The organism is Bacillus sp. AFS002410 (assembly GCF_002556365.1).
Classification (GTDB): Bacteria; Bacillota; Bacilli; order Bacillales; family Bacillaceae_G; genus Gottfriedia.
Genome location: NZ_NUEU01000007.1, coordinates 72,979 through 95,231, shown reverse-complemented (window position 1 = coordinate 95,231; position 22,253 = coordinate 72,979). Strand labels below are relative to the sequence as shown.

The 22,253-nt window shown below is 32.2% G+C and carries 19 protein-coding genes; 1 reads left to right on the top strand and 18 read right to left on the bottom strand.

The window, feature by feature from the left end:
- Positions 1 to 8: 8 nt before the first annotated feature.
- The 13 genes from CN692_RS06170 to CN692_RS06110 form a co-directional block, all read right to left on the bottom strand.
- Positions 9 to 485, bottom strand: a complete 477-nt coding sequence (locus CN692_RS06170) for a (2Fe-2S)-binding protein (RefSeq protein WP_098118279.1) — start codon at positions 483 to 485, stop codon at positions 9 to 11.
- Positions 482 to 1,321, bottom strand: a complete 840-nt coding sequence (locus CN692_RS06165; protein WP_098118278.1) for an FAD binding domain-containing protein — start codon at positions 1,319 to 1,321, stop codon at positions 482 to 484. Before CN692_RS06165 ends, CN692_RS06170 begins: the two co-directional genes overlap by 4 nt.
- On the bottom strand, positions 1,321 to 3,687 hold the full coding sequence (locus CN692_RS06160; RefSeq protein WP_098118277.1) for a xanthine dehydrogenase family protein molybdopterin-binding subunit: 2,367 nt from the start codon (positions 3,685 to 3,687) through the stop codon (positions 1,321 to 1,323). Before CN692_RS06160 ends, CN692_RS06165 begins: the two co-directional genes overlap by 1 nt.
- A 114-nt stretch (positions 3,688 to 3,801) precedes the next feature.
- Positions 3,802 to 4,950, bottom strand: coding sequence for a toxic anion resistance protein (locus tag CN692_RS06155; RefSeq protein ID WP_098118276.1), 1,149 nt, complete (start codon positions 4,948 to 4,950; stop codon positions 3,802 to 3,804).
- Positions 4,951 to 4,968: 18 nt separating this feature from the next.
- Complete coding sequence (locus tag CN692_RS06150) at positions 4,969 to 6,648, bottom strand: vWA domain-containing protein (protein ID WP_218923540.1); 1,680 nt, start codon at positions 6,646 to 6,648, stop codon at positions 4,969 to 4,971.
- 17 nt (positions 6,649 to 6,665) lie between these two features.
- On the bottom strand, positions 6,666 to 7,400 hold the full coding sequence (locus CN692_RS06145) for a hypothetical protein (RefSeq protein WP_098118274.1): 735 nt from the start codon (positions 7,398 to 7,400) through the stop codon (positions 6,666 to 6,668).
- Positions 7,401 to 7,796: 396 nt separating this feature from the next.
- A complete protein-coding gene (locus tag CN692_RS06140; RefSeq protein WP_098118273.1) occupies positions 7,797 to 8,132 on the bottom strand; it encodes an IDEAL domain-containing protein in 336 nt (111 codons plus the stop codon).
- Between the two features lie 130 nt (positions 8,133 to 8,262).
- The gene (locus CN692_RS06135) at positions 8,263 to 8,676 is read right to left on the bottom strand and encodes an RrF2 family transcriptional regulator (RefSeq protein ID WP_098118272.1); all 414 of its coding nucleotides are present in this window, start codon (positions 8,674 to 8,676) and stop codon (positions 8,263 to 8,265) included.
- 108 nt (positions 8,677 to 8,784) lie between these two features.
- The gene (gene spxA / locus CN692_RS06130; RefSeq protein ID WP_098118271.1) at positions 8,785 to 9,180 is read right to left on the bottom strand and encodes a transcriptional regulator SpxA; all 396 of its coding nucleotides are present in this window, start codon (positions 9,178 to 9,180) and stop codon (positions 8,785 to 8,787) included.
- 300 nt (positions 9,181 to 9,480) lie between these two features.
- Complete coding sequence (locus CN692_RS06125; protein WP_098118270.1) at positions 9,481 to 10,902, bottom strand: glycosyltransferase family 2 protein; 1,422 nt, start codon at positions 10,900 to 10,902, stop codon at positions 9,481 to 9,483.
- Entirely contained in the window at positions 10,895 to 11,968 is a 1,074-nt protein-coding gene (locus CN692_RS06120; protein WP_098118269.1) for a HEAT repeat domain-containing protein, read from the bottom strand. The genes CN692_RS06125 and CN692_RS06120 overlap by 8 nt, the downstream gene beginning before the upstream one ends.
- Complete coding sequence (locus CN692_RS06115) at positions 11,965 to 13,245, bottom strand: GGDEF domain-containing response regulator (protein ID WP_098118268.1); 1,281 nt, start codon at positions 13,243 to 13,245, stop codon at positions 11,965 to 11,967. The genes CN692_RS06120 and CN692_RS06115 overlap by 4 nt, the downstream gene beginning before the upstream one ends.
- Before the next feature lie 336 nt (positions 13,246 to 13,581).
- Entirely contained in the window at positions 13,582 to 14,043 is a 462-nt protein-coding gene (locus tag CN692_RS06110; protein WP_098118267.1) for a hypothetical protein, read from the bottom strand.
- A gap of 262 nt (positions 14,044 to 14,305) precedes the next feature.
- On the opposite strand from CN692_RS06110, the gene CN692_RS06105 reads away from it, so the two are divergent.
- Positions 14,306 to 16,603: a hypothetical protein gene (locus CN692_RS06105; RefSeq protein ID WP_098118266.1), complete on the top strand. Its 2,298-nt coding sequence runs from the start codon at positions 14,306 to 14,308 to the stop codon at positions 16,601 to 16,603.
- Positions 16,604 to 16,622: 19 nt separating this feature from the next.
- On the opposite strand, the gene CN692_RS06100 is transcribed toward CN692_RS06105, so the two are convergent.
- The 5 genes from CN692_RS06100 to CN692_RS06080 all read right to left on the bottom strand — a co-directional run bounded on the left by CN692_RS06100 (position 16,623) and on the right by CN692_RS06080 (position 22,253).
- Entirely contained in the window at positions 16,623 to 17,108 is a 486-nt protein-coding gene (locus CN692_RS06100; RefSeq protein WP_098118265.1) for a hypothetical protein, read from the bottom strand.
- 86 nt (positions 17,109 to 17,194) lie between these two features.
- On the bottom strand, positions 17,195 to 19,702 hold the full coding sequence (locus CN692_RS06095; protein WP_098118264.1) for a transglycosylase domain-containing protein: 2,508 nt from the start codon (positions 19,700 to 19,702) through the stop codon (positions 17,195 to 17,197).
- Positions 19,703 to 19,883: 181 nt separating this feature from the next.
- Complete coding sequence (locus CN692_RS06090) at positions 19,884 to 20,801, bottom strand: alpha/beta hydrolase (protein ID WP_179865678.1); 918 nt, start codon at positions 20,799 to 20,801, stop codon at positions 19,884 to 19,886.
- A gap of 654 nt (positions 20,802 to 21,455) precedes the next feature.
- Positions 21,456 to 21,647, bottom strand: coding sequence for a hypothetical protein (locus tag CN692_RS06085; protein WP_098118262.1), 192 nt, complete (start codon positions 21,645 to 21,647; stop codon positions 21,456 to 21,458).
- A 93-nt stretch (positions 21,648 to 21,740) separates the two neighbouring features.
- Entirely contained in the window at positions 21,741 to 22,253 is a 513-nt protein-coding gene (locus CN692_RS06080; RefSeq protein WP_098118261.1) for a (2Fe-2S)-binding protein, read from the bottom strand.

Genomic DNA, 22,253 nt, shown 5'->3' with positions numbered 1-22,253 from the left:
AGTGATTACTAACGTCTATTTCTTGGTCTACCTCGTTGATCATTTAAAACCGATAATACGGCTTCTTTTATTTCCTGGTAACTAGTACATCGACATATATTTGAGCTAAGCCATTCTTCTATAACCTCTTCAGTTGCGTCAGGATGCTCTGTCACTAGTGCATGAGCGTTTAAAATAAAGCCAGATGTACAATACCCACATTGAAAAGCCCATTTCTCCACAAATGCATGCTGCATTGGATCGTCATGTAATCCTTCAATTGTGGTAAGCTTTTTTCCAACAGCATCAACTGCTAACATCATACAGGTCTTTACTGGTAATCCATCCGCTATAACCGTGCAAGATCCGCAATCACCGTTTTCGCAGCCACGTTTTGCTCCTGTTAGGTCGAGTTTTTCCCTTAATACATCTAAAAGTGTATCGGCCATTCTGATAGTCGCCGTTCGCTGTTCTCCATTAATATCAAGATTCAATTTTTGTATCATGCTCTCACTCCTCCTAAATAAGCTAATCCATCTAGAAGTAGATTTCTTAAGACAAAAATACGATAATCCCTCGAGCCACGTATATCACTGATGACTGGTGCTGGAATTGCAAGAATTGCTTGATTAATCCGCTCCTCAACTGATAAATTAGTGTTATTTAATGCTTGCTCCATCTCATACGAACGAAATGGGTATGCACATAATCCACTAATTGCTAACCGATAAGAGCGATTAACCTTTAATAATTCAAGAGTAATAAGAGGATAATCAACCTTTTCACTTTTTCTTTTTTTATCAATGAAAAAAGGTTGTTTTCTATACTTTCCATCAGATTTTGTTTGTACTAAAAATTCTCCTCGCTTTAAGCGCAGTTTTTCATTAAAAATTTCCTCAACTGGATACTCTTTTACACCATCAATCCCTGCAATTACTAATGTACTATTTGAAAGTAGCAACGGAAGAATAGCTTCACGATATATGATATCGCTAGCGAGATTACCACCAAAGGTAATTTGATTTCTTGAAGTGCGATCTGCAATGCGTACACACGCTTCGCCGAGTAGTGGGAAAATTTTTGATTCAAATACTTTAGTTAAAGTATGGGCTGCTCCAACAACAACGTAATTCTCCCTAATTTCCAAGTCATTGCATTCAGGAATTCCTTTTACATCGATTACAGCTTTAGTATGAATTAAATTTAATCTCCCTAAAGTAGTAACCTCCGTTCCACCGCTAAAATAGATTGGTTTCTTTCCTCTTTTATCGAGCTTAACAAATAAATCTACTGCTTCTTTAATTGTAGAAGGTCTATAATAGTCAAAATTGAAGTGGAGCATTAGTGCACCTCCCCAGCTTCTAGCCTTGATTTCCAAATGAACTCTGGAGTAAGAGGTAACCGTTTAAGTGATACATTTGCTGCAATAGATAAACAATTTGCTACCGCTGATGGCATCCCCATTATACCGTGCTCACCAAGACCTCGAGATCCAAATGGGGCTCCCTTAACCGGGTTTTCAACAAATCGAACGATATACTCTGGCTGTTCTCCAAAATGCATCACTTTATAGGAACGAAATTGTGTCGTTAAAACTTTTCCTTCGTCGTCAAAGATAAATCCTTCTCTCGTCGCAAAGCTAAGTCCCATATTCATTGCACCAGTAATTTGTGTCTCCGCGCCTTTATAATTCAAAATTTGACCTGCATCTGCAACAGTTACAGCTCTTAATAACTTAAATGTGTTGTCTCTTTTGTCAAATTCTACTTCTACTCCTTGTGCTACAACACCCCACTCAGGTCCTTGAACACCTTTTCCGGTAACTGGATTCATTTCCGTAAGTCCAGGAATCATATATGTCCCTCTTCCAACTACTTGATTTCCAGCAACTTTCCCATTAGGGTATATATATCCTAAAACAATCTCAGAAAAATCGATTGAAATACTAGGGTCCGTTCTCATAAATACTTTTTTATTAGCCACTTCTAGCTCATCTTTTGGAACTTTCAGTACGACTGATGCAGTTCTTTTTAATTGCCTAATGGCATCATCACATGCTTTAAGTACAGCGTTGCCGGACATGAAAGTTGTTCGACTGGCAGCTGTTTCCCAGTTATCAGGAGAATCCTGGGTTTTTACTTCCATTTGAATAAACACTTCATCTTCGTCCATATTCATTTTTTCAGCAACCATTTGGGTTAATACGGTTTTCGTTCCTTGCCCAATTTCTACAGCAGCGCTGATGACATTAATACTTCCATTTTTGTTAAATGTTATGATTGCACCTGAACTTACACCCGGAGGTGGGTCCCCGTTCTTCCATGCGCAACTAATCCCTTTTGTACGGACAAACCGATCTGAAATTTCTATTCGTTGTCCTTTATCCCAATCCATCAATTCCTTTAGCTGAAACAAGCATTCCTTTATATCTCCTAGATTACTTTTATTCAAAAGTACTTGTGTAGGAGAAGTATCCCCTGGTTGGATCGCATTTTTCAGACGAAATTCTAAAGGATCCATCCCAAGTTTTTTAGCCATTATATCCATCGTTCTTTCTACGCCAAATGCTGCTTCAGTACGACCAAATCCTCGAAAATCGGTTACAAACGGATGATTTGTATACATACATAATGAATCACACCATACATTATCGATTTTATACGGCCCTGTACTGTCAAATGCAGCTGCCTTCGTAATAGGAACTGATCTTTCAGCATAAGCGCCACCGTCAAATAAAAAAAAGAGTTTTAGAGCTTGTATTTTCCCTTCTTTTGTACACCCCATTTTAACAGTAGCATGTAATCCAATATGGACTGGAGATGTAACGATATCTTCCTCACGACTATTACGAAGCCTAACTCTTTTACCACCAACAGACTTAGAAGCTACATATGCCAACGGTTCTAATTGGACACTCGTTTTTGCACCAAACGATCCACCTACTAACGGTATATTAACAGTGACCTTTCCTTCTTCTATATTAAATGTTTCACTAATTAATTCTTTCATTTCAAATGGTTCTTGAGATGCTGAGTGAATAATAACTTCACCCGTCGATTTAATTTCTACATCCGCACATCTTGTTTCGATTGCTGTATGATCAGCTTGGTTAAAAGAAAATTCTTCTTCTATAATTATGTCACATTTTGCAAATCCTCGATCGATATTTCCTTTTCGAATTCCTTGTATGTTTGCTATATTTGTACCAGGTATAGGCTGAATCCCACCAGACGTACCTGTTAATCCAGATGACTCGTCAATTAAATATTGTTCGACATCTTCATGTACGAGGGGAGCGTCCTTTTGATATGCCGCTTCGGGTGAATTTACAACAGGTAGGGGTTCGTATTTAACACAGATTAAAGTAGATGCTTTTATTGCAATAGCTTCCGTATCTGCAATAACCATAGCGATTGGTTCTCCGTAATATCGTACTTTATCAAATGCAAGCAATGGCCGATCTTTAATCGTTGTACCTAATAAAAGCGGATAGTCCTTTCCAGTAATGATCATTCGTACACCTTTAACTTTCCATGCTTCTTTTGTATCTATTTCACCAATAATTGCATGTGCATGAGTACTTGTTAACAGTTTGGCATGAAGAGTACCAACTTCTTGAACATCATCAATATATTTTACTCTCCCGGTTACTTTATCCCAGCTTTCTTTTTTAAGTACACTTTTTCCAATAACCCTATACTGCTTCACAATTCCCCCTCCTTTTCCCCACTATAGTATCCTATTAATCTTTGTACATATTTAGAACTAAGGCCTAAATAGAAAAGAGACATGCTTCATTTTACATGTCTTTTTCCAGCATTTTTATAAACCAAGTCGGTCCCCTTTTTCAAGCCGTTGAATTTGTTGAGATCCGACTTCAGCTAATTCTTGAAATTCCAAGATGGTTTGGCGCATTTTTGGCAATGCCTCTTGTTTAAATGTACTAATTGAATCAAACGCAGATATAACGTTTGTAAAAGAAGTTTTAAGCGTCTCAACAGAAACCGCCGATTCCATCGCTTGTTTTTGTATGGCAACTCCTTGTTCTTTTAATAATCTGGATGTTCCTTCAATGATTGTATTTGTAGTTCGATTTAAAGCAGTTATTTTTTGCAATACAATTTTTTGATTATATAATGCACTAGCAACTGTTACTGCTGTGTTTAATGCGGAAATGGTCACTGTTTTTGCACGTTCAACACCACGTATTAGCTCCCTGTTGTTTCGAATTACCACCTCATATGACATATCTCCTTGATGATTGACTACTAACATTTGCTGTAAATCCATTACTCGTTGTCGTAGTGGATAGAGAACTTCTTCAGTAATGAACTTTACTTTTTCTTGATCTTCTCCTTCGACTTTTGCTTTTTCAATTTGATTCTCAATCGACTCATCCATTAATGTTCCTAATTGAATTTCTTTTTCTAACGTTTTAGACAGCATGCGGAGTGAAAGTTGTTCATGCTCTAATGTTGTGTTGTCATTTTCAAGTATTTTTTTCCCTTTATCAAGTGATTTCACAATATCAGCAATTGCGATATCTGCTTTTTCAAATCTTTGAAAATATGAACGGATTGGATTAAATAACTTTCCTAGAAAACCAGTTTTTGCGAAATCAATTGCTCCTGGGTCTAAATCTTTTAATTGAAGCTGTAAATCCGCTAATCCTTTTGCAACTTGCCCACCTTCATCACCACTTTTAGCTAATTGACCGAGAGAAACCTTGAGTAGCGAATTTTTATTCGCAGAAGATTTCATGGTTTGAAGCCCGAATGCTTCTATCGATTGTAGGATCTCTTTACGTTGATCAAATGTTTCCTTTGAAACGGTATTTAATTCCATAATCATCGCAACATTTGCTTCTGCTGCTTCTTTTAATTTAACTAATTCCTCAGGCACAGGCTTAACTTGCTCTTCTATTACTGCCTTGATTTCTTCTTCATTTACAACTTGCATCGAAAATGACATCTAGAGTCCTCCTACCAATTAGAGTTGAACATTAAATAGATTTCGAATTTTATAGATTACGTCATCTGAGTCCGCATTAATATTTGCAGCTTCATTAATATTTGAGATACTTTCAAGAGCTTTAATATTAGCGTTATATCCTATTGTATAAATTGGAATTTTATATGCTTTAATAATTCCTTTTACATTTTTCAATGAATGACCATGATTCGTCTCACCATCTGTTAATACAAATATGAGTGGCCTTACATTTGGATTCTTTTTCATTTCTACTTTGAGCATATTAATGGCAACGAGTATTGCGTCATTTGTTGCAGTATCTCCGCCGGCATCAAGGCTAGATACCGCTCCAACGAATTTTGATTGTTGATTCGCATCGTATTTTGCAATCGGTAAATTGATTGTTACATCGGCAGAATAAGAGATTAAACCAATACTATTATCCCTTCCTAAATACTTTTGACCTTTTAGTAATGATTCTTTCAACTCATTTAATGGCTTTCCATCCATACTTCCTGAAATATCTGCTACAAATACGGCAGCAATTGGATTTGAAGTATTTTTCTTTCCTTTCCAAAGTTTCTGTGCAGCAGTTAATGTATTACCATCGATTGCTTTTAGCTCTGAAGTATAGTTATTTAACCCGTTAAACCCATCTTTTTTTGCAAGTTCTTGAAGATTACTTTGACCTGTAAATTCTGCAAATGTATTCAAAATATCAATTTTATCTTTCGGTAAATCCCCTAATGCATAAAGTGGGCTGTCATGACGTACCCCAAACGGGATAAACTCGTATCTATTTTTTAAATCTGGTAAATTAACAAATGATTGATATTCTAATACAAATGCATCCAAAACACCCGATTCCGCAGCATCACTCATTTGAAGTGTTGTTGAAGCAATGAAAGGTACATTTGCTTGGAAACTTTCAAAACCTTTTACAGCAGTTTCACTTAAAACATCTTTTGAATCAAAGGAATTTAAAGCAGTAACTAAAAAATTCAAACCTGTTGAACTAGTAAATGGATCCGTATAACCCATGGATAATTCATTTTTCGTCATCGCATCAATAACAGTTTTCGTATCGACTTTACCGTATTTTTTCATCAATTCATCATATTTTGTCTTTGAAATGACAATTCCAGGTACATTGCCGACTAATCTGCTCGAAATTGTTTCTGTTTTAACGCCACTTGCAGTAATCATTTGACCCCAAAGTTCATTTGAAGGTGTAAATGCATCCGGGACGTATTTACCTGATTTAATAAAATCCGTTGCCGTTCCAGATGCTATGTTTCGAATTTTTACAGATACTTGATGACCATTTAAATTGAATTTTGCATTATTAAATTCATTTGCAACTTCATTTAACCAACCATTTTTCCCATCACTTGATTTTTCTGTTGACGAAAATATTTCAACATAGTTTTCAGTTGTATTTTCAACTGATACAGGAAATTTTGAAATATCAGGAAGTTCACTTGCTACATCTGCTGTATTTAAGTCAATCTGCCCTTTAATTGGCTTTGCCTTGGAAATATCTATTTTAGATATCATTTTTTCTAATTGCTGACTTTTATTTTTATCTGTAATTTTTACTACTTTTTTATCTGAGGTTAAATTTACTCCGATATAGACAAGAAGAAAAACAATAACGATAACGATAATAGATGCGAAAAAAAATTTACTTTTTTTCATTTTTTTCATCCTTTCATTCATTGTCTATAATGTTTTGTTTGTTGAATTAAAGAATCAATTTCTTTCATACATTCCATATTTTCAATTTCATCAATTCCGATTTCATCAAGCCTAGAAATTTCTAAAATTAATTTATCAATATTGACTAGAATCTCCTCGTTCATTTCAACTGCTCTTTGAATAAATTCTAAATACTCATTATACAGATTAATCTTTTCTTGCAGTAAAGACTTTGAATATCGAAAGCCATCTTTACCTTTGATCTTTCTATACTCAGATTCATCAAAAGTACTGATTTTATTTAAGATGTTTCTAATCGTTAAATAAAATAAAGTTTCAACCTCGTCCACAACAGCTGCAAACTTGCTGTATGTAATTTCTGTTGGTGAAAAACGATTAGAGAGTAAACTATTAAACAATCCTTTTTTCTTTTTCATTCGCTGTATTTGCTCGATTGAGGTAATAATATCATCTTTTAAAACTTTACTATTTTTAAAGCGACTAAGAGCCTCCACATAGTCTTCATTCGTTTTTAGCTTCCTGATTGGTTTTTCTTCTACAGATTTAAAGTATAGATGGAACATGCTAAAAATTAGTACAAATATATTCGCTATTATGAACGAAACACCAAAAGCAGTTTGAAACGCACTTGACTTAGTTAATTGGATTCCGATTAATCCAGGAGAAAATACAATCACATTCAAAATACTTATGAAAGCGATTAGCCCCACTAATTTTAACCCTTTAGTCATTCTTCACTCCTCCGCTATACTCTTTTTATGCTCTATTAATCATATATATTTATCATTTTGACTTTTTAGTTTAATAAAATTATTGAAAATCATATGAGATGTAATTATTTACAAGAACAATTAATTTTTACAACCATTGAAATGACAAAAATAGTTATATTAAAATTGTTAAATTTCCTTTTTTAAAGTATAGATAGAGTAATTATTTAAATTATTAACTAATTTTTTTAATGGCTCAGAAAAATTCAGTGTTTAATTATGAAATAAAAAAAAGTTGTCTAATTAGACAACTTTTAGGTAACCTTTATTCAACTAAATCTAGCCTTTAAATATCATACTTTAAACCATACCTATATAGTTTAAATGATTTACATTTCTAAGAAAAATAGGCTAGCGCTATTTTAATCCACTAACAAGTTGTCTCATGGAGTTTAACTGAGATGATAGCTCCTCAAACCAATCCTCATCCCCAGTTGAAAGGGCTAAGTCAATTAGAAAGGAAATTTGTTCTTTGTTTGTCACTTTCGAATCAGGCAATTTCTTTACGTTTTTATTTAGCATGTTAATTGTTTTCCCAACAGTCTTTTCATTATCTGAAGTTATTACATTTACCTTTACTATTTCATCTTGAATCGTAAAGGATTCGATAAAACCTAGTACTAATTCTCCACCCATTGATATACCTTTAACCCAGTCTCCTGTTTTTAAAATTGTATCGTTATTTAAATTCATTTTTTGCACCTTCTTTTTTAGAGTTATAAGTTAAAAAATTTGTGATCAAAAATGCACTTAGAACAAACTGTAATTTTTTTTATTACATTTCGATTAAAAGAAGGCTAAGCCCTCACTTTTTTTTAACTGCTCATTTCTCATATTTGATATGATCGACAATGTCTTTAATAGTATATTGCTTTAGATATCCTCCAAGATGTTCTTCTGCACCTATGAAAATATTAAAAAGAACATTTTGCATGTTTGCCCCAACAACACACTTTTCATTTGATTCGGGGCACTTTGGCTGCAATGCACCCTCAGAAGTGATCAAATAAATATCCCAAAGATTCACTTCATTTAAATCTGTGGCAAATATAAATCCACCACCAGTTCCTTCTTTCGATTTTATAAATCCATGCTTTTTTAACAAACTAAGCACTTTTCGAATACGTACAGCATGAACACAGGCACTCTCTGATATTGCATCACTTGTGGACATCCGATCTTGCTGTAGCGCGAGATACGTTAAACTATGAATGGCAAGAGTGAAATCACTATTCATGGCCTGCCTCCTATAATCATTATTTAAACTTCGATGATATTAAATAGTACTGTAATTTTATTTGTTACAGATTATCTTGTCAAGAAAACTGACCTTTTATAACGATTATTAATTAGCTACTTGTTGTAACTTATTGAATGAGACTGTTCGTAGCTTACGAGGAAGAAAACTACGAATTTCTTCTTCGTTATAACCAATCTGTAATCTTTTTTCGTCTTGGATTATTGGCATTCGCAACATTTTTGGATTGTTTATGATTAATTGATATAATTCATTAAGTGGAAGCGATTCAATATTTATATTTAATTCCTGGAATGTTTTTGATTTATTCGATATGATTTCGTCCGTTCCAGTTTCTGTCATGCGAAGAATAGATTTAATCTCCTCAAGTGTAATTGATTCATTCATAATATTTTTAACACTATATTCAATATTATGTTCATCTAACCATGCTTTTGCTTTACGACATGATGTACAACTTGGTGTTACATATAGATTCACCATTCTTTTACACGCTCCTTATTTTTAAAATGTAATAAAAAAAATTACAGTTAAGATAAAAATGATTTATAATCTGTTAAAACAAATTAAGTTGATCTCCCTGCTCAATTAAAATGAGTATACTGTAATTTTATTCTTTACAGTTAAAAGTGTCAACTATATTTTTTATAGTTAAAATATGGGGTTTGATTTCAGCTTGTAAATTTCAAAATAATGAAATTTAGTAGCACTAGAAAATAAACAAATTAAAAGCGCATAAAAAAAAAGACCACTAAGCAGTCTTTTGAATAATACAATATAAGGCTAAACTCCTTTTCTCTTCATTTCTCCCCAACCTTTTTTTTGACCTAAAAATATACTGAATGTCGCTATAACACGCCAATATGTCAAAATTGGGCGATACCAGATTGCTTCTGTTAATGAATAGAAAAATAAACGATTTAACTCACTAATTTTTTTATATTTTTCTAACCGCCATTCTTCAAGCAGCACTGCACTAACTGAGAAAAATGAGCCGTAGATGATCATGAGTATTAAAAATGCAATGGAATACAGAATATTTATATTGTGTAAAGTTATGTTTATTATTAACGACACATAACCAAAAAACTCAATGATTGGGCCTAAAAATTCAACAAAGAAAAAATATGGCATTGCAATAAAACCGATTGAACGGTAATTTTTATTAAAAATCATTTTACGATGTGCCCACAAGCTCTCAAATAGTCCTCGATGCCATCTTACTCTTTGTGTTTTTAAAATTTTAAAAGAATCTGGTGCCTCGGTATAACAAACTGGATCGGCTACATACTCAATTTTTGCCCCCCAATTTTCTTCTATATTTTTACGGTGAAGTCGAACGACTAGCTCCATATCCTCACCAATTGTATTTGTTAAATATCCTCCTACTTGAACTACTCTTGACTTTTTAAACACGCCAAATGCCCCAGATATGATTAGTAATAAATTCTTATTGCTTAGTCCAATTCGTCCGATTAAAAATGCGCGCATATACTCTATAACCTGCATGACTACAAGTGGATTTTTTGAGAGAAGCATTTCATTTACTTTACCAAGCGAGGTCTTGCTTCCATTGGCAATTAATACATTTCCACCAGTAGCTAGTATTTCGTCATCTGTATTTTCAATAATTGGTTTCATAATTTTGAGAAATGAGTCAGAATCAAGGATTGTATCGCCATCGATCGAAGCAAAATAAGGATATTTACTAAAATTAATGCCAGCATTTAAAGCATCAGCTTTCCCACCGTTTTCTTTATCAATTAAAAATAGAAAAGGATAAATTGTTGATTGATACACATTTTTAATTGGTTTTGTTTCAATACCAAAACTTTTATGAATTACTTTGTTTTTTAACACGGTCATATCGAATCGGTCAATCGTTTTTTGAAGAGTAGAATCTTTTGATCCGTCATTAATGACGATTACTTCAAATTCTGGATAATCTAACCTTCCGGTGCCTGTCACCAATGAAAGAATCGTATTAACTACGCCTACTTCCTCATTATAAGCTGGTACAAGTATTGAAATAGGTGCAGTAAAGGCAGATTCCTTTAATCTTTTATATTGCTCAATTTGATGTAAACCTTTTTCTCTCTTTAATCGCATAAATGCTAATATAAATAAGATTAAATAAGTTGAACAAAGGAGCAACACGTAAATGATAATAACTTTATTGATTATTAAAAAGAATAAACTAATCATACTCCGGAGTCCTCTCCAACCATTCTTTTGATATATTTCTCGCATATGCATCTGGATGCTCTTCATTAATTTGATTAAGAACTACTCTTCCTTTCTTATACTTTTTAATCGATTTAGCAGCTTCAGATCTAACAATATAAGCTTTGTCCGATATTAACTCAGTTAAATAAGATAAAAATAAATCATATCGAATATTTCCCATTAATCGTGCAATCATTAGCTTTTCTTCGTTACTTAATTGCGTATCTGGATGTCCTTCATTTTTATAAGATTCTACTAGTTGTGTAATCAAGTTCGGGGAAGAAATATATCCTAACGATGCGATTGTTTTTAAGGAACGTATTCTTAATTCACTATTTTCTGAAGTGATTAATTTTTCAAGAAAAAAATAGATTTGCTCAGAACGAAAATGTTTAATTCTAATTAAGTCTAAAATAGAATTTTTATAACTTTCAGGTAAATGATCAAATTCTTTTAGCAATTCGTGAATATTCTCCTCATTAACATGTAGATCCAAAATTTCCGTTAATAAAAATGAGGGGATTTTTATCTGGCTAACTAATAATTCCATTAATTTATCATATTTAAAACTAGCCAAAATAAGGAAAATATCAAATTTTTCTTCAAGTGAGCATTTTTTATTTGATAAATGTTGAATTAAGTCAGCTTGCATCATTTTTATATTAAATTGCTTTATAAATAACAAAGAATTCATCCGTTCACTCCAATTACCATGCTTAAGTTTATATTTATATCTAGGAATAAAATATAAATTTACAATTGGTCTAATTGGATCAAATCCTTCTTCAAATTTGATAATACTCATAAAACTGCTAAATATATTTTCTAATGCTTCAAACTCGATTTCCTTTTTTGGAATAAACGAAGCTGATAATTCACCTTTTATCAAATAACTTTCAATAAATACGATATTTCTATTTAACCATTCTTCTTTTTGCTTATTTTTATGCTGTTTAATGATTTTATTAAAAACTAAATAAATATAGATTGAACATAATAATAGAAATAAAAATCCTGTTATATATAGGATAATAAATATGTTCATTTGGCTGTAATTCCTAACATTCGATTTAAACGGAGACGTAGTTCCTTCAAACTAAATGGTTTTTCCAAATAATCATTTGCCCCACTTTGTAATGCGATTGCTTTATCATTCTCAGAGCTTTTACTACCAATCATTAAACATAAATATTTTCTTCGGTCATAGTTAGTGCGCATTTTACGTATTATTTCAAATCCACCCATTTTAGGTAAAATACGATCGAGTATGATTAGATATCTTTCATTTTGTTTGTGCCAAGGATCATTTAAAAATTCTTCACCATCTGTATATACCTTTATTTCAACATCATATAATTCTCCACCTAAATCTGATAATTGATGATTTAACATTTCACGTATCAGTCGATCCTCATTAATGACAGCTATTTTTAGCCTACGATTCATCATCTCATTATTATTTCCCTTACCGTTAAAACGATCGATTGAATCCGTTAAATCAGATGTTAGTAAAGTTAAGCATTTTTCAGTTGTAATATTGGAATCTGGAATTTCAAGTACTTTATAATTAAAAGAAGCGTAGTGAATCTGATTTTCATAAGTGATCGGAACTTCCGAAAATGAAAGTGACAATCGGTTCATTAATTTTATTCCATCTGCTTTAACTGTTTTTGGAAGTAATAGTACAAACCCTTTGTTTTGGTAATGTGCTAACAAGTCGGTAGGTCTTAATTTACATTTTATAAATTGTAAAAAACTTTTTACGATTAAATTATCTAAACTATAGTCTTGTTTTTCATCAATGTTTACATATACCATCGAAAATGATTCGTAGCAACGTTTTAAATCCTCAAGTTGTTTAGTCACTTCATTTTTTAAATGACTATAATTGTATACTCCCGTTATTGGATCAATAAGAACTTGTTCTTTTATTCGATATCTTCGTTGAGCAAATTTATTAATATAATATTGAAGTTCTACTTCAGCGATTGATTCACTAATAACTGCATCAAGCATCAGTGCATTTACTGTCATATGATCAGTTATATTACAAATACAAATGGTTGAAATATACCGACTTTCACAAAAGTCTCTTAATTGATTAAATTTATCTATATTAAATGTTTCTACTAATTCTTCAATCAATATGATTAGTACATCTGGATTAACAAAATCTATTTTTTCAAAGAGAGTTACTATATTTTGAACAGGCTGAACCAATTTATAGTTATATTTATTTACATCACAAAAGTTTTGAAAATTAAATTTCTCTTCATTTCCTATAAACATTACAATAGGATTTTCAGCTAGAATATCATTCACTATTACCACCTGCTCACTTTAATCTAGTTAGTATTATTTTTTAAGAAATTGGTGAACATTCGCATTATGATTTTATTAATACATTTCGTGAATTAAACTCACTTTTAACGTCATAATTAACCACATAAAGTTAAAAGCATACGAAGAATAAGTTAATTTTAACTCCGAACTAACAATCATTCAACGTTATTTTGAGTGGGAATTTAAGACACAATTACCAATAAATGAATAATGTTTAGATGACAATTCACAAAACAAAAAACCGTAATTCGAGCTTTTTCCAACTACGGTTTTCTATTTATTAAAGGGAGCAGAAACTTTAGCAATTTTTACACTTTACATCTTTTCAATCAATTTATCTACGATTGTGTTAATTCTTCTATTTTGTTCCTCTATCATTTTTTGTTGTGATTTTAATGTTTCTCTATTCTCATCAATTTTACTTCTATTTTCATCAATTTTCTCTAATGCATGGTTCAATAGCTCAGTTCTTAAATCTAACACTTCAAATAATTGATCCAAACTTGATTTAATATCATGTAATAATTGAACTTCTAGTGGCTGAGATAGAGCAGTATTGTCATTAACACCATTGTTTTTTTGAAATTTATAAATTGAAGCAGAAACATTCACTTCTTTGTTTTCTTCTATAATATCGCTTTTTAACCATTGAAGTTTTATCATGATAACTCCATCTTGTAAGTAACGATCTAACACTTTAAACTTACCGCTTGCAGTCTCATGAATTGTTCCGGTAGCATATTTTCGTGAAGGTTTTATACCATCATTTTTAATCATTCGATTACCTCTCAGTATTAAAACTAAACGTTAATTAAACTATATTTAACTTTACCGAACTTACAAATTCACCGATTACATATTGATGCTTTTTTTAGTGATAATCTTAATTTGACCATACTTAACTTTTTTTATGTCTCTACCTATGTATTTTAAATGATGATTTACTTACTTCTTTGTGATTTACTTCATCTTTCGCATATCAGAACTTAGCTTAAAGCATAATAATTGAATAAGTTTGAAATGCTTTCGGAGGAATAAAATGAAGCTTAGAAATAAAAAAACATTCACTTTAATACTGTTTTGTTTAATGATTGGCGTAGTGTACATACTTTTCAATCAATCAAAAAATCGGACATTAAACAAAAATACTAATACCTACACGAATCAAATTAACAACATTACAATTCCCGCTCAAATTGGTAAAGAATATTTCCAAGTTTTTGATGAGAAAAAGATGCCGTATAATCTCCTACTCAAAGGTGTAAATCTTGGAATTGCGAATCCAGGACATTTTCCTGGAGAAACAGCAATAACAAAGGCCGAATACTTGAGGTGGTTTAAAGAAATTGGAAAGATGAATGCAAATGTTATTCGAGTGTATACCATCCATCCTCCTGCTTTCTATGATGCATTATCTGAATATAATCAAAAAGCAAAACGCCCTCTCTATCTAATTCATGGAGTTTGGATTAATGAGGAAATGTTAAATTCACTTGGAGATATTTACAATAAGAGTCTTACTAAAGAGTTTCAAGATGAAATTTACCAAACTGTAGATATTATTCATGGCAAAGCAAACATTCTTCAAAAACCTGGTCATGCTTCGGGTAAATATCACTCAAATATTTCAAAATACGTGATTGGATGGATTTTAGGGATCGAGTGGGACCCAAATATGATGAAATCAACAAATGATAAGCATAAAGGAAATGTTGTTTTTAATGGTCAATACTTTCAAACAAACAATGCAACGCCTTTTGAGAATTGGCTCGCAAGTATTTTAGATAATACTGTGAAATATGAATCAGAAAAGTATTCTTGGCAACGACCAATTAGTTTTGCGAATTGGGTGACTACCGATCCGATTCATCATCCTAATGAACCTATGGAAAATGAAGATTTAGTTTCATTAGATCCAAATCATGTAAGCGCAAAATCATCATTGTATCCCGGTTATTTTGCTTCCTATCATGTATACCCATATTACCCTGAATTTTTGAATTATGAACTAGCATATACGAACTATATTGATTCCCGGGGAAAGAAGAATAGTTATGCTGGATATTTACATAATTTAAGAAACGTACATAATATGCCAGTTTTAATTTCAGAATTTGGAGTACCATCTTCTCGTGGAATGACTCATCGAAATCGCTATGGATGGAATCAAGGATTTCATAATGAAACACAACAAGGGAAAATCGTTACTCATCTGTTTGAAGACATTCAAACGGAGGGAATGGCAGGAGGAATTGTTTTTTCATGGCAAGATGAATGGTTTAAACGAACATGGAATAATATGGAATTAGATGATCCTGATCGTCGTCCATTTTGGTCTAACGTTCAAACAAGTGAGCAGCAATTTGGTTTATTATCTTTTGATCCAAACAGTTCAAAAAAGGCCATCTCTGTTGATGGTGATTCGAGCGATTGGAAAAAAAATAAAATTAAATCAGCAAATATGAAAAACGCTATTTTTATAAAACCGCTTGATCAAAATGACACCGAACGAAAATTAAAAAATTGGTCAATGACTAGCGACGCGCGATCAATTTATTTTCTTTTAAATTTTGAAAAAACTAAACAACCTTTTGACTGGGCTAAAACAGGAGTAATGATTTTACTTGATACGATTCCAGGACAAGGACAACATCAACTACCAAATGACAATTCTGTTAAATCTAAAAATGGGATTGATTTTGTTATTGATTTAAATGGACCAAATGATTCTCACGTACTAGTGGATAGCTATTATGATCCATTTTATTATGAGTACGCTAATCTATTACATTACGCACCAATTGAACCGCATGTTAATAAAAAAGATAACGGTCTTTATCATAAAGTCATGCTTGGATTAAATCGACCACTTGTTATTCCAAATTATAAGGGGAAATCGCTTAACTTGCCTTTAGAGTTTTATGAAACAGGCAAACTAAAATTTGGTGATGGAAATCCAAATCATAAAGATTTTAATTCTTTAACTGATGTCTCCCTCAACGAAAAAGATCATGTAATAGAAATTCGGATTCCTTGGCAATTATTAAATGTGAAAGATCCAAGTACTAGTGAAATCATGGGAGATTTATGGAAAGGTGGACTAAAAAGTAAAAAAAATGTAAAAAAAATTCACGTAGCTATTCTCACATATCGCCCTAATGGGTCAAATAAAGACTTATCCTACTCAACTGTAAGACAAAAAAATGGAATTCTTAAAAAAGGTGATTTTTTTTCTTATACGTGGAAAAAATGGGATTTACCTGTTTACCATGAGCGACTTAAACAATCTTACTACATCTTGAAAGATACTTTTCATAAAGCAGAGATAAATAAGTAAAATTCAAAAAAACCTCCGTTTATTCGGAGGTTTTTTTGTATACATTTGCACTAAGCAATTCCCTACATTTTCTGATCTTCTGCTTAATTTGTAAATTATCAAAGAAATATACTTCCGTTCCTGACCATATAAATACCCAACAAACAATACTCAATATTCCTCCGATATATTCATGTTTACTTGAAAGCTTCAAATAAAACACACCAATTATAATCCCTATAACAAATAAGATAATTGTCTTTTTAATATTTCTAGTATAAACGAGCTCGTCTTCTTTCATAAGTTTCGAAAAAGAGTTAAATGTTGCCGATTTTAATGAATCTTCATCAATATTTTCTTGTCCATAATATGTAATCTTTATATTTTTTTGTTTTGCATTTTGTAGCTTTGAAATAATAAAATCTTCTAACTCTGAATTTAAATGTAAATCGTCAGTATTGTAATAGCTTGCAAATACGTTATCACTTTCATTTAAATAAATACTAATCCTAAATTCATCATTCATTTTCATTCTCCTTTCAAGAAGATACATTAAAAAACGCATTGATCTTACTCAATGCGTTTAGTTTCCTCATTTCGCTCTTATGTCTTCTACGGTTTATTAGGATTAGGGACAACTGGATTTGTAGTATTATCTCCATTGTTTTCACCAGTTCCTCCAGTACCTGTACCTGTACCAGTTCCTGTTCCTGGATTCGTTTCATCTCCTCCTTGATTTGAACCACCTTCACCTGTACCGTTTCCGTTTCCGTTGCCTTCTCCATTCCCATTGCCTTGGTCTCCTCCATTTGTAGGAGGCGTTGTAGGCTGCTCCGTCGATGTTAAATCTACTGTAACGGTAACAGGAGAACTCTTACCTTCAACATTTATAGCTATAATTGTTATTTTTACAACGTTGCCTGGGACGATTCCATTAATACTTGTAGCCGTACCTTGAATTTTCTGAGTTTGGCCACTTACACCATTTACAGTATAATTTACTTCAAAAGTTGTTTTTGGTAGTAAGTCTGCAGGGTACGTCCAATTTATTGAAATATTGCTTGTTACAGGATCATAATTTGCTTTCACATTTTTTACAGATTGAATAACAATATCTTTAGGTATATCATCTACTTTTTCTCCACGAATATATAATTCATGACGTATTTCTTCGACTGACGAAGGTTTTATAAAAACAGCGTTTCGATTTCCATTAGCTGCTAACATATCCCTGGCGATAAATTTAGCAATACTGGTTGAACTTTTTCCAAGGAAATTATTTTTCTTATTTTTTTCATATCCTGTCCAAACTGCCATCGTAACATCAGATGAATAACCGATGAACCAACTATCTCGTGTTGCGTTATCAGGGAATCCATATTTTTGTTTTACTTGATCATCATAATTCGTAGTACCTGTTTTACCCGCCATATCAAGTCCAGGCACATTTGCTCTTTTACCAGTACCAAGTGCCGTTTTTACAACATCACGTAGCATATCTGTAACCATATAAGCAGTATAATCACTCATTGCTTGTTTTGGCTGAGTTGCAAATACTTTTTCAGTTTTATCTGGATAAATGATTTTTTTAACGGAATGGGGCTTATTATATGTTCCACCATTACCAAACGCCGCATATGCTCCTGCCATTTCCATAGCTGAGACGCCAGTGAATCCACCAATCGCATATGATTCATAAAATGTATTCTTCGGAAAATTAAAACCTAACCCATTACCAAATTCTCGTGATTTCTCGCTCCCTACTGCCTGAAAAGTTTTTAATGCAGGGATATTTCTAGAATCAACGAGTGCTAATCGAATTGAAATATTACCTTTATATCCTCTGTCCCAATTTCGAATTGGCGTTCCATTCGAGTATGAATAGGGTTCATCAAGAATTTGATGAAATGTCGACCATTTTAAATATTGAATGGCAGGACCGTAATCAAGTATAGGTTTAATAGAAGACCCTGGTTGTCTTTTAATATCTGTAGCAAAATTTAATCCACCAGAACTTGTGTTTCTGCCCGCTCCTACTGCGCGAACTTCACCAGTTTTTGTATCTAATAATACAAAGCCCGTTTGAAATTCATCACTTGGATAAAAACCTTTACCTCTTGCTAGAATCTCATCTGCTTTTTCTTGGGCTTTTGGATCTAAAGTTGTTTCAATTGTTAGCCCATCAGTATAAACATTGGCGTCGCTATTTTTATCAACTTCATTAACTACAACATCAATAAATGACTGAAATTTTGTACCACCTGATTCATGTACTTTTACTAATGATTTCATTGGGATAGCTTTTGCAGTATTGTATTGTGAATCAGTAATATAACCGTATTTTTTCATTTGGCTTAAAACAGTGTCTCTTCTATTTTGTGACTCAACTGGATGTTTTGCTGGATTATAACTATTTGGAGCCTTCACCATACCTGCCAAAGTTGCGGCTTCAGGTAATGTAATTTTAGATAAATCTTTACTAAAATAAGTTTCACACGCTTTTGCTACACCATAAACACCGCGCCCTTTAAGTCCATTTGAAAAGTATACTTTATTTAAATACATTTCTAATATTTGATGTTTAGAATAACGTTGTTCTAATTTAAAAGCTAAATACCATTCTTGCACTTTACGCTTAATCGTTTTTTGAGATGATAAAAATGAGTTCTTTACTACTTGCTGTGTGATTGTACTTCCACCTTGTGAACCAAATCCCCCAGTAATATTCGCTAAAACCGCACCGAATACCCGACGAATATCGACTCCTTTATGCTTATAAAAACGAACATCCTCAGTGGCAATAAATGCGTCTTCAACTACTTTTGGAATTTCATTATAAGATACCTTTGTTCTTTGTTCTCTACCTAATTCCGCCACTACATTTCCATCTTTATCTACTATTGTAGAAGAAAGGGGTACTTTTAGCTTCGATTCATCTAATGCGGGAGCTCCGCTTACTAAGTAAGCAAAAATTCCCACTCCTACAAGTATGAAAACAATTACAATTGATAATAATGTTACAGTAATTTTTTTCCATAAGCCTTCAGACTTTGTGGAAGGTATTTTTGAGGGCTTTTCCAGCCGTTTACGTTCCTCTCGCGAACGGTATTCATTTGCCATCTTAGTTCTCCTGCCTTTTCAGTAAAATAGAGCTGTTTGGAGCAACATATCATACTATTTATTACTAATTTATAAATAGTAGTATTTTCTACTGACTCTACTTTCATGTACCGAAGAACTCCTTTATCAATTAAAAAAAAGATAAACCATTTCTGGTTCATCTGTTTAAAGTAAATCTAATTTATTTTTCATTCGAAGTGAAGGTTTTATCAATAAATTCAATTATTTTACTCGTATACGACTCAGGCTCCTCAACAAAAGTAGTAATATGCCCATGTTCTGTAAGCCATAAGGTCTTTTCATTTTCTTTAGGAATTTGTTCAAAGATCATCTCGCTACTACTAAATGGTACTTTTGTATCATTCTTTCCATGAATTAACAAATAATTAGTAGATTTTCCTTTTTGAACAGACATAACTGGAGAAACTTCTTTAGGATCAATCTTTAATAAATGCTTCATTGAACGAAGAATTATTGAGGTAAAAGGTTTTTTAGGTAACTTAGACCATACGTTTAAATTGTCTTCTAAATAAGTTTGCAAGTCATGGAATGGACTATCTGCAATAACCCCTTTAATTTGCTGATGGACACTTCCAACTAGTAAACATGTTGCTCCTCCCATACTCCATCCAAGTAAAACAATTTCTTCCTGTTTTTTTTCTTGAATAACATAATCTACGGCAGAAGATAAATCATGTTGTTCATAAAATCCAATTCCTGTACGTCGACCACCAGATTTACCGCTATTTCGAAAATCAAACATTAGAACATTGTATCCTTTTTCCTGCAAAGATTTTACAATTCTAAGTCCATTTATCTTTTTTTGACTTCGCTCATCCGTGTATCCATGTGCAGTAACAACAGTTTTAGATGTTGGATTTTCCGCTGGTATCCACCATCCTCTAAGGACAACTTGATCTAGCTTACTTTGAAATTCTACTTCTTCAAAATGCAAATTGTAATCAGAAGGTGTTTCATTCGTTTTTCGCCTAAATGGATGCGTCAATATTAACCCGACTAAAATCGGAAGAAGAAAGAAAATAAATGGTGACAAAATTAACATCCAAATAAAGTATTTTTTAATTTTTAATCGCTCCATGATCCACACTCCGTTTGTCATACTAGGCAAATAGAAGTTCTTCTATTTAAGTTATGATATAACTTAGACTTTGTTAGTTAAATATGCATAAATTGTGACTTTTTGAGTATCTTCTACACAATTAAAAGGGTGTCCAAAAATCATAAAGCTGATTTTTAGACACCCTATAATTATATGTTTTATTAGGTCAATATACAATTTATAGTCGTGTTAATTTCGATACATCTTCCATTATACTGTCTTGTGGTCCATGTTTACATGTTTATACGACTAATACTGTGATTACCACTAGATAAACTCTTCTTGTGGCTTTTCAATCATTGCTTCTGCAGCCGTATTAATAAATACAAATTCCATTTTTCAATTTAAATAATAACAACCTTCAGCCATTTTATTAAATACTTTATGTAAGTCAAAATAATTAATTAATTTATCATCTTCATTTAATGGTAAATTACAATTTGAATGCAAAGTCATCAAACTCCTTCCATATTTGATGACTAAATTCTATGATGTTCCAGTATTTTCTATATTAAGTATATTATATGTATATCTGAATTTTCAGAAACAACTCAAAACTTCAATTTCATTCAAATATAAAAAAATTTCTATGTTTATTTTAAAATTACTTTTAAACACTAGAGGAAAATGACCTTACTTCTTTTTTTTAAAACTAAATCCATGTAAAAATCCACCTTTTTGGCGTTCTTTTACAATTATTAGAAGTAAACAAAATAAATAGAACAAAATATGATCATTGTTCTTTACTACTAGATTGCTCATGATTTTCAAAATACAAAAACCTGCAAATACACCATATACAAAATGTAAAATATCTCTATACACAAAAAACCCCCTCATATTTATCCTATGAGCCATAGGAGAAATATAGAAGGACAAAGTTATTGCTATAGAAATTATTGCTACATTATTTACAATTTAATCATTTTTCTTATTCATCATTCCAATTACTTTTTGTACAGAACGTATAATTCCTATATAACCAGTACATCTACAAAGATTACCTGATAGTGCTTCTTTGATTTCTTCTTCTGTTGGATTTGAATTTGTGTCAATGAGTGCTTTAACAGCCATAATCATACCTGGGGTACAATATCCACATTGATACCCACCCTCTTCTAGGAATGCTTTCTGAATGGGATGGAGATCTACATCTGCTAAGCCTTCAATTGTACATATTGAAGTATTGTTTACTTGATAAGCCATCATCAAACATGAATTAACCAGTTTATTATCCATATGAACAGCACATGCACCACATCGACCAATTTCACAAGAGATTTTTGTTCCCGTCATATTTAACTCTTCTCGTAAAATATCAAGTAATCGCGTGGTAGGTGAAACATGTAATTTTTTTTCAATATTATTTAATATTAAATTAAGTTCAAGCAAATGAATAGGTTGATCTTGATTATTTTTATTCGTCCCCAA

Bases quoted from the DNA above. Each gene is read 5' to 3' on its own strand.
- CN692_RS06150 (WP_218923540.1), bottom strand. From the start codon at position 6,648: ATGAAAAAAAGTAAATTTTTTTTCGCATCTATTATCGTTATCGTTATT.
- CN692_RS06095 (WP_098118264.1), bottom strand. From the start codon at position 19,702: ATGGCAAATGAATACCGTTCGCGAGAGGAACGTAAACGGCTGGAAAAG.
- CN692_RS06155 (WP_098118276.1), bottom strand. From the start codon at position 4,950: ATGTCATTTTCGATGCAAGTTGTAAATGAAGAAGAAATCAAGGCAGTA.
- CN692_RS06090 (WP_179865678.1), bottom strand. From the start codon at position 20,801: ATGGAGCGATTAAAAATTAAAAAATACTTTATTTGGATGTTAATTTTG.
- CN692_RS06125 (WP_098118270.1), bottom strand. From the start codon at position 10,902: ATGATTAGTTTATTCTTTTTAATAATCAATAAAGTTATTATCATTTAC.
- CN692_RS06120 (WP_098118269.1), bottom strand. From the start codon at position 11,968: ATGAACATATTTATTATCCTATATATAACAGGATTTTTATTTCTATTA.
- CN692_RS06170 (WP_098118279.1), bottom strand. From the start codon at position 485: ATGATACAAAAATTGAATCTTGATATTAATGGAGAACAGCGAACGGCG.
- CN692_RS06110 (WP_098118267.1), bottom strand. From the start codon at position 14,043: ATGATTAAAAATGATGGTATAAAACCTTCACGAAAATATGCTACCGGA.
- CN692_RS06165 (WP_098118278.1), bottom strand. From the start codon at position 1,321: ATGCTCCACTTCAATTTTGACTATTATAGACCTTCTACAATTAAAGAA.
- CN692_RS06100 (WP_098118265.1), bottom strand. From the start codon at position 17,108: ATGAATGATGAATTTAGGATTAGTATTTATTTAAATGAAAGTGATAAC.
- CN692_RS06140 (WP_098118273.1), bottom strand. From the start codon at position 8,132: ATGAATTTAAATAACGATACAATTTTAAAAACAGGAGACTGGGTTAAA.
- CN692_RS06145 (WP_098118274.1), bottom strand. From the start codon at position 7,400: ATGACTAAAGGGTTAAAATTAGTGGGGCTAATCGCTTTCATAAGTATT.
- CN692_RS06135 (WP_098118272.1), bottom strand. From the start codon at position 8,676: ATGAATAGTGATTTCACTCTTGCCATTCATAGTTTAACGTATCTCGCG.
- spxA (WP_098118271.1), bottom strand. From the start codon at position 9,180: ATGGTGAATCTATATGTAACACCAAGTTGTACATCATGTCGTAAAGCA.
- CN692_RS06105 (WP_098118266.1), top strand. From the start codon at position 14,306: ATGAAGCTTAGAAATAAAAAAACATTCACTTTAATACTGTTTTGTTTA.